Consider the following 12,609-nt stretch of genomic DNA (forward strand, 5'->3'; position numbering starts at 1 on the left):
ATGGAGCAGGAAAAGCGATACAGTGATATGAGTGAAATAGAACTAAAGCAGGAAATTGCCCGGCTTCGGGAAAAAGCACGAAAAGCCGAGCAGCTCGGTATTGTAAATGAGTTTGCGGTATATGACCGGAAAGTGACGATGGCGCAGGCTTATTTGATGAATCCGGATGATTTTAAGCCGGGCAAGATATATGAATTAACGACTGATCCAGGTCAATACTTTAAAGTAGAGTATATGAATGGTGTTTTTGCCTGGGGGTATCGATTAAACGGGAATGGGAAAGAAGAAGGTATCCCGATCTCACTATTAAATAAAGGAGTGTAATCAGCATGGAAGAAACATTTCAAGCATTAACAAAGCGGCTGCTTCAAAAAAACAGCCGCTTGTCTGTTGCCCGCGCGAGAACATGGGTAGAGCTTTTATGGGAAGACTTTGAAGCTACATACGCCAAAGCAGGCTATGAGTATCAGGGAAAAGAGCGGACAGAGAAAATGGTCACCCAGCTCATTGACAGCTATGGGGCGAACCTGCATGAATTTGCTGCTCGCAATCCGAAATACAAGCACTTATTAGATGACTCTAATGATCTGACTCATTGATCGCCAGGGACAAAGGTAAGTTTTTTTCGCAGCTTTTCTTCGCTGAAAATCCAGCCTGTATAAGAGCCGATAATGTTGTAATCCATATCGAGCTTTACAACCGCCACAAATGGATAGTACTCTTTGCTGCGGTAGCGGAGGTCAATAAACTTTACTTCGTAGCAGTCATCGTATTCAGCCATTTCCCACCGGTAAACAGGTGAAAAGTGAAGAAAAGCATCCAGGTTTTTATCTTTTTTGGCCGCTTGGAACAAGGGGGTATCCGGCACAGGAACACGTTTGTATTTATCAAGAATCGTGACAGAACGCCGGTACCCTCTTGCTACATAAAAGTGTTCGGGGGATTTAACCGCAATCCGCCATTGATTAAAACGCATGGTTGGTGCGATAATAATTTCTTCTGCGTCCGGGATCAAGCGGCGTACGGACTCGCGTACGGCTCCCTGCATTTGAAAGCGGAGAATGTAATAAATAAACAGAACCGCATACACAATGATAAATGTAGGGGCCGGATCAAAGCCGGCCAGCCACCAGAGCAGGAGCCCGATCACATGCATCGTGAAAATAAACGAATCAAACGTGTTGATGACCCCAAGGGCTACCCACCTTGAAGAAAACGGACGGAGCGCCTGTGTACCGTATGCGTTAAAGATATCAACGAATACGTGAAGAAAAACCGCAATTTGCGCCCATAGCCAAAGATGAAGGACGTCAGCGTCTCTAAAAAGCAGAAACAACGCACCTGTAATAAGAAGGGGCCACATTACAACAGCCGGAATAGAATGAGTAGCTCCCCGGTGATTTCGGATATAAACCGCATTGTTGCGGAGTTTCAAAACGGTATCAATATCAGGGGCCTGCGAACCGATGACAGCGGCTGTCATAACGGCATATTTTGTAGCGGGATCTGCCGTAACGACCGGATCAAGCGTGGCAAGACCGCCGAGCGCAAAGCCCATGACAATGTGGGTGCCAGTATCCAATAAGGACAGCCTCCTTTTAAAAAAGTCTCATGTAAGTGGTATTCCCGAATTCTAGTCTATTGTAACATGGAGAAAGCGGAGGGACAGTTAATTTGCCGGAAAACAGTGTACTACAGAATATAAACACCAAGAAATTTCAACAGGATTTAGTCGGCTGGTATGGAGCAGAAAAGCGCGATCTCCCATGGCGGCGTGAACGTGATCCCTATAAAATATGGGTATCCGAAATTATGCTTCAGCAAACAAGAGTGGATACTGTTATTCCATACTTTAACCGGTTTATGGAGCAATTCCCAACCGTTGAATCACTGGCATCGGCAGACGAAGATGCCGTTATGAAAGCATGGGAAGGGCTTGGGTATTACTCACGTGTTCGTAACTTGCAGTCAGCCGTTAAGGAAGTAGCCGAGCGCTATGGCGGTACAGTGCCGTCTGACAGGGATGAATTTTTGTCCCTAAAAGGCGTGGGACCTTACACGGGCGGTGCAGTGCTAAGCATTGCGTATGGACTTCCTGAGCCGGCAGTAGACGGAAACGTCATGCGGGTACTTTCCCGTATTTTAACGATATGGGACGATATTGCTAAGCCGTCGACACGCAAAGTGTTTGAAGAAGCCGTTCGCCACCTAATATATAAAGAAGATCCCTCTTCCTTTAACCAAGCATTGATGGAGCTTGGCGCCATGATTTGCACTCCTTCATCACCATCCTGCTTATTATGCCCCGTTCAAAATCATTGCCAGGCATTTGAGGAAGGGGTTCAGCGTGAGCTGCCAGTGAAGACAAGGAAGAAATCAGATAAGAAAGTCCGGATAGGCGCTCTTGTTCTGCAGGCGCCGGATGGAACGGTTCTAATTGAAAAAAGGCCGGAAAGCGGTTTGCTAGCAAAATTATGGCAGTTTCCAAATATGGAGCTGCCTGTGGGAATCAATCCGCGCGGGGCACTGGGTTCCTATATGGAAACGGAATATGGAATGACCGTTCAGATCAATCCGGAAAAAGTAACAGACATTACCCATGTTTTTACCCATTTAACGTGGGAAATCGATGTGTATGTAGGAACAGTCGATGTAAAAGTACAAAAAGACCGAACGGCATTTGTGCCGGCCCATGAAATAAAAGCTTACGCGTTTCCTGTTTCTCATCAAAAAATTTGGAAGCACGTGAAAGGAATGGACCAATGAAAACAGCTCTTGTAACAGGGTCAAGCCGCGGCGTCGGCAAAGCCATTGCCATTGCACTTGCAAAGCAGGGGTATGACATTGTGGTAAACTATGCTCGCAGCAAAACGGCGGCGGAAGAAACCGCAAAAGAAATTGAATCGCTTGGGCGCCGGGCTTTGGTTATTAAAGCAAACGTAGGAGATACAGCAAAAATCAAAGCCATGTTTGAAACGATTGCGCAGGAATTCGGTCGATTAGACCTTTTTATTAACAACGCTGCCTCCGGTGTACAGCGCCCGATTATGGAGCTTGAAGAAAAGCATTGGGACTGGACGATGGACATTAACAGCAAGGCTCTTTTATTTTGTGCGCAGGAAGCGGCAACATTAATGGAAAAAAACGGCGGCGGCTTCATTGTCAGCATCAGCTCGCTCGGATCGATCCGCTACTTGAAAAACTACACAGCAGTCGGGGTGTCAAAAGCAGCGATGGAGGCGCTGACCCGTTATCTGTCTGTGGAACTGGCGCCAAAGAATATTGTGGTAAATGCGGTATCGGGCGGAGCGATTGACACGGACGCTTTAAAGCACTTTTCAAACCGCGATGAAATTTTGACAGATGCCAGGGAAAACACACCAGCCGGACGTATTGTTGAAATGGATGATATTGTGCAAACCGTCTTGTTTTTAGCATCGCCAGGCGCTTTTATGATCCGTGGGCAAACGATTATCGTGGATGGCGGCCGCTCACTTCTTGTTTAATTTTTTGTGCATAACTCTCCCCCTTTTTGGTCAATATAATCAACGTGGAGAAGGTCAAAGCCACAAAAAAACTGCAGGGGTGAAGAACATGCCAAACAAGCGTAATAAAACAGTAGCCGGCACAGACGTAAACGTAGTGAAAAAGCAAAACGCTGCATCTGCTCAAGGTCAAGGTCAGCAGTATGGAGAAGAGTTTGCTTCTGAAACAAATGTGCAGGAAGTACAACAACAAAACGCGAAATCTGCAGCACGTAAGAAAAACTCCACAACAAACGGCTAAAAAGCCAAACAAATGGAGCCCCGGCAATGATGCCGGGGCTTCATTTGTTTTCATTTGGCTTGTTAATCGGTATAATATAAAAGAAACGTTTTATCGTTTGAACAAAAAGGAAATAAAAAAGCAGGTGACGCTGGAAAGTAGGGGACAACGATGGAGATTCCTGCAGAAGGTGAATCGGTTCAGATTCACAGCTACAAACACAATGGCCACATTCATCGGGTGTGGGAAGAAACAGTTGTCGTAAAAGCAACTGAAAATATTGTAATCGGCGGAAATGATCGGACGATTGTAACAGAATCAGACGGACGTACGTGGGTTACCCGCGAGCCGGCGATTTGTTACTTTCACACAAGAAAATGGTTTAATGTGATTGGGATGCTGCGTGCAGATGGTATTCACTTCTATTGCAACATCAGTTCACCATTCGTATTTGACCAGGGAGCGCTCAAGTATATTGACTATGATCTTGACGTAAAGGTTTTTCCCGATATGACGTACATTCTGCTGGATGAAGATGAGTACCGACAGCATAGCCGTGAAATGAATTATCCGGAAGTGATCGATAAAATCCTGCGGCGGAATATGGACCACCTGCTTTATTTGATTGAGCAGAAAAAAGGCCCTTTTTCTCCCGGATTTATTGAACGCTGGTACGGGAAATATTCTCAGCTGTGCCGTTAAATGCCTGTTGAAGTATTCAACAGGTTTTTTCGTGGTGGATGGGAGGTTAAGTATGGATGTAATTAAACGGTATATGCAGTTTGTCAAACCGTACAAATGGCAGATTGCCGGCACACTAATCATCGGTATTTTAAAATTTGGGATACCGCTATTGCTGCCTATCCTCATTAAATACGTAATTGATGATATTATTGGCGGCTCGATGAGTGCTGCCGATAAAAAGGAACAGCTTTACCTGGTGATTGGACTTATGCTCGTTTTGTTTATCATTGTTCGTTATCCGGTGGAATATTACCGACAGTACTTTGCCCAGTGGACAGGGAGCAAAATATTATACGATATCCGTGACCAGCTGTTTGCCCATATTCAAAAGCTCAGCTTTAAATACTATGCCAACACACGTGCAGGCGAAGTGATTTCACGTGTGATCAATGATGTGGAGCAGACAAAAAACTTCGTAATTACCGGCTTGATGAACGTCTGGCTAGATGCAGCGACCATCGTGATCGCTGCCATTATTATGATGACAATGGATATAAAATTAACGCTGGTGGCGCTTGTTGTGTTCCCGTTTTACGGACTGAGCGTAAAGTATTTCTTTGGTAATCTGCGCCGTCTTACACGTGCCCGCTCACAGGCGCTCGCCGAGGTGCAAAGTCATTTGCATGAGCGTGTGCAGGGAATGCCGGTTATTAAAAGCTTTGCTATAGAGCCGGTGGAACAGGAGCGTTTTCAAAAGCACAATCAAAACTTTTTGCAAAAAGCGCTTGATCAAACAGCCTGGAATGCCAAAGCGTTTGCCGTTGTGAATACCTTGACTGATATCGCGCCGCTTTTAGTCATTGGATATGCCGGCCTGCAGGTGATTGATGGAAACTTAACCGTCGGAACAATGGCGGCTTTTATTGCTTATATTGATCGTTTATACAACCCGCTGCGCCGTCTTGTGAATTCATCCACTACGCTCACACAATCCATTGCGTCAATGGACCGTGTATTCGAGCTTCTCGATGAAAAGTATGATATTACGGATAAAAAAGGCGCGTTAGAATGCCGAAGTGTGAAAGGCGATATTTTATTTGAACACGTGGATTTTCGATACGATGAGAAAGAAGAGCTCGTTTTAAGGGATATAGATCTCCATGTAAAAGCAGGAGAAACGGTTGCCCTTGTTGGCATGAGCGGCGGCGGCAAGTCATCTCTTGTCAGTCTGATTCCCCGTTTTTATGATGTAACAGGCGGCCGTATATTACTCGACGGTACAGATATTCGAGATTTTAAAGTGCGCTCTCTTCGCGATAAAATCGGCATGGTGCTGCAGGATAATATTTTGTTCAGCGACTCAGTCCGGGAAAATATTTTGCTTGGACGCCCCGATGCGACGGAGGAAGAGGTCGTAGAAGCGGCTAAAGCAGCCAATGCGCATGATTTTATTATGGCACTGCCAAACGGCTACGAAACAAAAGTCGGTGAACGTGGTGTAAAACTGTCTGGAGGCCAAAAGCAGCGTGTTGCAATCGCGCGTGTGTTTTTAAAAAATCCGCCGCTGCTGATTTTAGATGAAGCAACATCCGCTCTTGATTTGGAAAGCGAGCATTTAATTCAGGAAGCGATTGAAGCGCTGGCAAAAACAAGGACCACCTTTATTGTAGCGCATAGATTGTCGACGATTACTCATGCAGACCGCATTATTTTAATTGAACACGGTGAAGTGGTCGAAGACGGCTCGCACGATGAGCTGATGAAAAAACAAGGCGGTTACTGGAAGCTGTTCCAAGTTCAGCAATTAAACCAATAAAAAAGCAATGCCCTATTCGGGCATTGCTTTTTTTATTCTTCTTCGTACTCCAGTGCTTCATCATCTGTATGGTACTTATAAAAGCTTGTCATCAGATGATCGAGATGCTCAAGCTTTTCGCCATACTCCAAAATCGAAGAAACGATGTGAAGAAGGTGGATGGAAGAGGTAATTTCATCCGAATTATTTTTGTAAATTTCATCTGTGAACATGTGCATAAATTCATCGCGGTTCATACATGGTTCAAACAGTTCCTCTGATGTTTCCGTAGTTTTTGCTTTGCCGACAAACCGGAGAAGCAGGTGCTCATGATAGCTGACAAGACAGTCAAGATGATCCTGCATCGTACGCAGCAGTTGAGGATTTAAATGGTGAAGTTCATTTTCATACTGGTTGAGCCGCTGCAGAATATCCATACTCCGTCGTGTTGTTAAAATCAATTTCCGGTACAGAACGATTTTCCGCTGCTTTGCGCGAAGATTTTTCTTCAGCGGTGTCGTCCGGTCTTCTTTATAAAGTAAGAACATATTATCGATTTTAATTAACTTTTCACGCTGTCTGATAATATCTTTTTTTAATAAATATGACTCAGATGCGTTCCGTGACGTAATACGAATCCACTTCAAGACGTCTTCATTCAATTGATTAATTAATGAAAACAGCTTTGTTTCGTACTGCGGCGGCAGAAAAATCAGGTTCACTAAAAAAGAAGATAAAACACCGATTGAAATATTAAACATGCGAATCATGGAAAACTGGACGAACTGGTCATTTTGCACTTCCATAATGGCGACGATGGTTACAAGAGCGATTGGAATAGATTTCTCAAGCTTAAATTTAAGCAATAAAATAATAGCGATGATAACAGCCATACCGACAATAATAATATGGTTGCCAAAAACAAGAACAAAAAGGATAGCCAGAACAGCCCCGATAATATTCGCTTGAATTTGTTCAATGACGGTTAAATAAGATCTGTAAATATTCGGCTGGATAGCAAATATCGCAGCAATTCCTGCTAAGACCGGCGACGGCAGGTTAAGCCACTCTGCGAGGTAAAGAGCCAGTACAATAGCAATTCCCGTTTTGAATATGCGGGCACCAAGCTTCATTGGATCAGTAATTCCTTTCCTAAAGAATTGTATAAATACGTATTTACCGCAAATTTTTGCGAGTGAAACAAACTGTACTATACAACGGAAAAGAAGGCATTGCAAGTGAAAGAAAAATGAAAAAGAAACGCCTTCAAATTGAAGGCGTTTCCTCATGCTTAAGACAGTACAGCGAAGGCTTCTTCCGCCGCTTTTATCGTCGTTTGAATATCTTCTACTGTGTGGGCTGTCGTTAGGAACCAGGCTTCATATTTAGACGGAGCAAGATTAATGCCGCGGTGCAGCATTTCCTTGAAAAACTTAGCGAACTGCCCGCCGTCTGTTGCTTCTGCCTGCTCGTAATTTACGACTTTCTGATCAGTAAAGTAAACAGTCAAAGCACCTTTTAAACGGTTAATGGTGATAGAGACATTGGACTTTGCTGCTGCCTGAAGAAGGCCTGCTTCAAGCATCGCACCAAGCCGGTCCAGCTGCTCATAAACGCCTTCCTGCTCAATCACTTCCAGACACGCAATACCAGACAGCATGGAAGCGGGATTTCCAGCCATCGTTCCTGCCTGATAAGCCGGTCCAAGCGGAGCTACTTCTTCCATAATATCTGCTCGTCCGCCGTAAGCGCCGATTGGCAGGCCACCGCCGATAATTTTCCCAAGCGCTGTTAAATCCGGTGTAACGCTGAGTAAATCCTGCGCGCCGCCATACATAAAGCGGAAAGCAGAGATAACTTCGTCAAAAATAAGCAATGAGCCGGCTTCGTGGGTGAGCCGTTTAACTTCTTCTAAAAAGCCTGGTTTCGGTTCAACAATGCCGAAATTGCCGACGATCGGCTCGATCATAACGGCTGCTACATTGTCGCCCCATTTTTCAAGTGCTTCTTTTAACGGTTCGGTTTCATTAAATGGGACGGTAATGACTTCCTGAGCAATACTTTTTGGTACACCGGCAGAATCAGGCGTGCCCAGTGTAGACGGTCCGCTTCCGGCTGCAACAAGAACAAGGTCGGAGTGGCCGTGATAGCACCCGGCAAATTTAATGATTTTATCGCGTTTCGTATAAGCACGCGCTACACGAATCGTCGTCATAACTGCTTCCGTACCGCTGTTTACAAACCGTACCTTATCCAGTGCCGGCATTGCCTTCTTCAGCTTCTTAGCAAACGTCACTTCATGCTCGGTTGGGGTACCAAAGAGAACACCGTTTTGTGCCGCTTTCGTAATGGCTTCGGTAATATGCGGGTGGGCATGTCCGGTAATAATGGGTCCATAGGCCGCTAAATAGTCAATGTATTCATTTCCATCTATATCCCAAAAGCGGGCGCCGGCACCGCGTTTCATGGCAACAGGCGACCCACCGCCTACCGCTTTGTAAGAGCGGGACGGACTATTTACGCCGCCGACAATATGTTTGAGTGCTTCTTCATGAAGCGCTTCTGATTTTGAAAAATTCATTATGACAAGCCTCCTGGTTTGGTTTCCTGTTTTATTGTAGACCTCTTGAAGAAAGGAATCAATGCATCGCTTTCGGGTTGCTAATTTCGATTTGATTCGCTACGCTAAAAGAAAAAAAGGGGGAAACAATATGTCCAATTTAATAGGAAAGCCCGCTCCAGATTTTGAGCTGCCGGACCAGGATGGCGGGATGGTAGACCTTGCCGGCTTAGCAGGGAAGAATGTAGTGCTTTATTTTTATCCGAAAGATATGACACCCGGGTGTACAACCGAAGCATGTGATTTCCGGGATCAAAACAGTTTATTTGCCCAGTACGATACGGTCGTGATCGGTGTGAGTCCGGATCCGGCTGCGCGGCATCAAAAATTTATTGAGAAGCACCAGCTGCCTTTTACGCTGCTTGCAGATGAAAAACAAGAAGCAGCAGGGAAATATGGTGTCTGGACGCTTAAAAAAAATTTCGGCAAGGAATATATGGGTATCGAACGCTCTACCTTCTTGATTAATAAAGAAGGCATAGTTGTAAAAGAATGGCGGAAGGTGCGTGTAAAAGGGCATGTAGAAGAAGTACTGGCGGCTGTGAAAGAGTTGAGCTAAGGAGGGGTATGCATTGAACATCGTTTTTACATTCCGTCCGCCTAGAATGATTCAAGCGGACCTTCAAACAAAATTTCCAAATGAAACCTTTTCGTTTTATAAACACATCGACGAAGCACGCCCGCTTCATGAAGCGGAAATTCTCGTTACATTTGGCAGCGACTTGACGAAAGAACATATTGACGAATGTAAGTCATTAAAATGGATTATGGCCGCATCAGCCGGTATCGAGGAAATGCCGCTGCAGGCGATCAAAGAACGAGACATTTTAGTCACAAATGCGCGAGGTATACATAAAACGCCAATGGCGGAATTTACAATTGGGTTTATGCTGAATCATGTAAAACGGTTTGCCGAGCTGCGAAAGCTTGAACAAACGGAAACGTGGAACAAGCTGCTTCCGCTTGGAGAACTTTACGGGAAAGAAGTGACTGTTCTTGGGACAGGCGCAATCGGCCAGGAAATCGCTCGTCTTGCAAAAGCATTCGGCATGGCAACAACAGGGGTTAATAAAAGCGGCCATGCAGCGGAGGGATTTGACCGCGTTTTCTCTATTGATGAATTGATATCAGCTGTCCGTGAAGCAGATTTTATTGTCTCGGTGCTGCCAAGTACGCCGGATACAGTGAACGCTTTGGAGACAGAGCATTTTGAAGCAATGAAAAACACAGCTGCGTTTATCAATATTGGACGCGGTGACCTTGTTTCAGAGACGGTTTTACTTTCAGCCATTAATGATGAGGAAATCGCCCATGCTTATCTTGATGTGTTTGTGAAAGAACCGCTTCCAGAAGGCCATCCATTCTGGCGGCATCCAGGCATTACAGTTACACCACATATTTCCAGCGTAACGGAGAGATACGTTCCCCGAGCGATAGAGATCTTTGAGCATAATCTACACTGTTTTATGGATGGCGGCGAGTATGCAAACGTTATCGATGTTACAAAAGGTTATTAAACCGGCGATAAGCCGGTTTTTGTTTACCATTGACAATGGGACTCATTTGGCTGTACACTGTTTATAAAGATTATAAAGTAATAATCCTTTTTAGAAAGAAAAGAGGTGTCTGTCCTTGTCACATACACATGTACATGAATCTCAGGATCAGCTAAAGGCAGCGCTTGATACCTTGAAGCAAACGGGTGTCCGCATTACGCCTCAGCGTCACGCAATTCTTGAGTTTCTCGTTGAGTCAATGACACATCCAACGGCTGATGATATTTATAAAGCACTTGAAGGAAAATTCCCAAATATGAGCGTGGCTACTGTATATAACAATTTGCGGGTATTTCGTGAAGTAGGTCTTGTAAAAGAGCTGACATATGGTGATACGTCTAGTCGTTTTGATTTTGTTACGACAGAGCATTATCATGTGATTTGCGAAGAATGCGGCAAAATTGTTGATTTTCACTATCCAGGATTAGATGAAGTTGAGCAGCTGGCAGCGCATGTAACAGGCTTTAAGATTAGTCACCACCGTATGGAAGTGTACGGAACGTGTGCAGAATGCAGCCAGAAAGATCTGCATTAAAAAAACCTCCACACCCTTTTGGGATGGAGGTTTTTATGTATGCTGATTAATCAAAGCGTTTCCTTTGATTATACTTTTCATCAAATTCCTTTCCTTCTAAAGAAGCGTCTAGCGTCAGAGGTTCACGGCAGTGCATGCACATATCAACGCGCCCAAGTATTTTCGTCGGCTTCTGGCAGGTTGGGCAGACGACTTGGACTGCTCGGGTCGACAGCATGCCGATCCAAAAATAAACAACTGTGCTGGCGACAATACATAGAAGGCCAAGCAGCAAAAAAAGCGTCATAACAAGCGCATTTTCCCGAAAGAAAATCCCGCCGTACATGACAACGAATCCGATAAAGATCAGGCTCAAAGCAAAAGTGCGAATCTTATTAATTTTGCTGGAATATTTTTTAGCCATTTCTCATCCCCCTAGAGAACACTATACCATATAATCTCTGTTTGCTTGAGGGAGGAATTCGACATTTTATGTCGAAACTAATCAAAACGAAATTCAAATGTCTGGAGGGAAAGAAGTGGAAGATCTTTTGCGTCCTTTATATCAAGAGCGGACAAGTCAGCAAAACACGCTCGGGGTGCTGGCCGTGCAAAAAAACGAACAAAATCGGGCGTTTACCGAAAACTTTGATTCTATCCTGCTGATTGTCGTGAAAGAAGCGGATGAGCCCGTTTTTATTAAACATTATGTAGATCGAAATGAAGAAACAGCCTCGATGTATATCATAACAGAAGCGCAACTAAAAGAATGGCTTCTTCTAGGCTCAAATCGAAAAGTCATTGAATGGTTGTATCATGGCCGGATTTTATTTGACCGTAATGAATATGTGCAGGGATTAAAAACAGAAATGCGCGATTTTCCATTTTACGGCCGTAAAATTAAAATGACTATTGAGTTTGCTAAATTGATCAAGCGATATACAGATGGAAAAGCATTTTTCAATGATGGTCATTTTTTAGATGCCTACAATCATGTACTTCATTCTCTGCACCATCTTGCGCGGCTTTCTGTCATTGAAAATGGCTTTTATCCAGAACTCACTGTCTGGAATCAAGTGCGGCATATTGAACCGGAGATTTACAAACTATATGAAGAGCTTTTAACAAGCGATGAAAATCTTCAAAAAAGACTAGAGCTGCTGTTTTTAGCGAGCGAATTTTTGATTCACTCTCGGACTGAGCGGGGAGCGGAGCATTTATTGTCCTTAATGAAAGAAAAAGAATGGTGGACAATCAGCGAGTTACTGACTCATGAAGAAGTAATGCATTATGCAGTTGATCTCGTTACATTAATAGAATATTTAATCGACCGGCAGCTTGTTCAAGTTGTTTCTGTTCAAACAAAAGGGCAAGGTGTATTTCATCGTTATTATCAAGCGAAAAAATAATCGAGCTTTTTTCAAAAAAAGTAATTGACTCGCAGGTGGAATCAATGTTATATTAATTAGCGTCGCTGATAGGTAAACAAAAAACAGCTGAAAAAAATAAAAAATAATGATTGACGGAAGAAACTTGTCATGGTATTATTTAAAGGTCGCTGTTCGGAGTTTTAATGCATCGGCATCGGCGCTAAGTCAAATTGAACATTGAAAACTGAACAAAATCAATAAAAACGTCAACGTTTTAATTTTTATCTTCCATTAAAAACACCCCG

15 protein-coding genes are annotated in these 12,609 nt (G+C 44.0%); 11 read left to right on the top strand and 4 right to left on the bottom strand.

Annotated features, from left to right (window positions below; genetic code table 11):
* Positions 1–324 (top strand): YfhH family protein, encoded by a 324-nt coding sequence (locus tag RG959_RS18690; protein ID WP_342798428.1) that lies wholly within the window; start codon positions 1–3, stop codon positions 322–324.
* Positions 325–329: 5 nt separating this feature from the next.
* Positions 330–599 (top strand): YfhJ family protein, encoded by a 270-nt coding sequence (locus tag RG959_RS18695; RefSeq protein ID WP_315692980.1) that lies wholly within the window; start codon positions 330–332, stop codon positions 597–599.
* Here the strand turns inward: RG959_RS18695 and RG959_RS18700 are convergent.
* Entirely contained in the window at positions 593–1,582 is a 990-nt protein-coding gene (locus RG959_RS18700; protein ID WP_342798417.1) for a metal-dependent hydrolase, read from the bottom strand. The genes RG959_RS18695 and RG959_RS18700 overlap by 7 nt on opposite strands.
* Before the next feature lie 92 nt (positions 1,583–1,674).
* Here RG959_RS18700 and mutY point away from each other — a divergent pair, with 92 nt between their 5' ends.
* From mutY to RG959_RS18725, 5 genes are all read left to right on the top strand, one after another.
* The gene (mutY, locus tag RG959_RS18705; RefSeq protein ID WP_342798418.1) at positions 1,675–2,766 is read left to right on the top strand and encodes an A/G-specific adenine glycosylase; all 1,092 of its coding nucleotides are present in this window, start codon (positions 1,675–1,677) and stop codon (positions 2,764–2,766) included.
* A complete protein-coding gene (fabL, locus tag RG959_RS18710) occupies positions 2,763–3,506 on the top strand; it encodes an enoyl-[acyl-carrier-protein] reductase FabL (RefSeq protein ID WP_342798419.1) in 744 nt (247 codons plus the stop codon). The genes mutY and fabL overlap by 4 nt, the downstream gene beginning before the upstream one ends.
* An 88-nt stretch (positions 3,507–3,594) precedes the next feature.
* Complete coding sequence (locus tag RG959_RS18715; RefSeq protein ID WP_242233774.1) at positions 3,595–3,786, top strand: gamma-type small acid-soluble spore protein; 192 nt, start codon at positions 3,595–3,597, stop codon at positions 3,784–3,786.
* Between the two features lie 150 nt (positions 3,787–3,936).
* Complete coding sequence (gene ntdP, locus RG959_RS18720) at positions 3,937–4,467, top strand: nucleoside tri-diphosphate phosphatase (RefSeq protein ID WP_309091644.1); 531 nt, start codon at positions 3,937–3,939, stop codon at positions 4,465–4,467.
* Positions 4,468–4,519: 52 nt separating this feature from the next.
* Positions 4,520–6,265, top strand: coding sequence for an ABC transporter ATP-binding protein (locus RG959_RS18725; RefSeq protein WP_342798420.1), 1,746 nt, complete (start codon positions 4,520–4,522; stop codon positions 6,263–6,265).
* A gap of 32 nt (positions 6,266–6,297) precedes the next feature.
* Here the strand turns inward: RG959_RS18725 and RG959_RS18730 are convergent, their stop codons facing one another.
* Positions 6,298–7,377 (bottom strand): FUSC family protein, encoded by a 1,080-nt coding sequence (locus tag RG959_RS18730; protein ID WP_342798421.1) that lies wholly within the window; start codon positions 7,375–7,377, stop codon positions 6,298–6,300.
* Between the two features lie 158 nt (positions 7,378–7,535).
* Positions 7,536–8,825: a glutamate-1-semialdehyde 2,1-aminomutase gene (locus RG959_RS18735; RefSeq protein ID WP_342798422.1), complete on the bottom strand. Its 1,290-nt coding sequence runs from the start codon at positions 8,823–8,825 to the stop codon at positions 7,536–7,538.
* 130 nt (positions 8,826–8,955) lie between these two features.
* Between RG959_RS18735 and bcp the strand changes: the two genes are divergently transcribed.
* The 3 genes from bcp to perR all read left to right on the top strand — a co-directional run bounded on the left by bcp (position 8,956) and on the right by perR (position 10,955).
* Entirely contained in the window at positions 8,956–9,423 is a 468-nt protein-coding gene (bcp, locus tag RG959_RS18740) for a thioredoxin-dependent thiol peroxidase (protein WP_342798423.1), read from the top strand.
* A gap of 13 nt (positions 9,424–9,436) precedes the next feature.
* Positions 9,437–10,381, top strand: coding sequence for a D-2-hydroxyacid dehydrogenase (locus tag RG959_RS18745; RefSeq protein WP_342798424.1), 945 nt, complete (start codon positions 9,437–9,439; stop codon positions 10,379–10,381).
* Between the two features lie 115 nt (positions 10,382–10,496).
* Positions 10,497–10,955: a peroxide-responsive transcriptional repressor PerR gene (gene perR / locus RG959_RS18750; RefSeq protein ID WP_242233767.1), complete on the top strand. Its 459-nt coding sequence runs from the start codon at positions 10,497–10,499 to the stop codon at positions 10,953–10,955.
* Between the two features lie 46 nt (positions 10,956–11,001).
* Here perR and RG959_RS18755 read toward each other — a convergent pair whose 3' ends face one another.
* Positions 11,002–11,358, bottom strand: a complete 357-nt coding sequence (locus RG959_RS18755; protein ID WP_342798425.1) for a YgzB family protein — start codon at positions 11,356–11,358, stop codon at positions 11,002–11,004.
* Positions 11,359–11,473: 115 nt separating this feature from the next.
* Here RG959_RS18755 and RG959_RS18760 point away from each other — a divergent pair, with 115 nt between their 5' ends.
* A complete protein-coding gene (locus RG959_RS18760) occupies positions 11,474–12,343 on the top strand; it encodes a nucleotidyltransferase-like protein (RefSeq protein ID WP_342798426.1) in 870 nt (289 codons plus the stop codon).
* Positions 12,344–12,609 lie beyond the last annotated feature (266 nt).

It is taken from the genome of Domibacillus sp. 8LH, from assembly GCF_038806185.1.
Classification (GTDB): domain Bacteria; phylum Bacillota; class Bacilli; order Bacillales; family Domibacillaceae; genus Domibacillus; species Domibacillus indicus_A.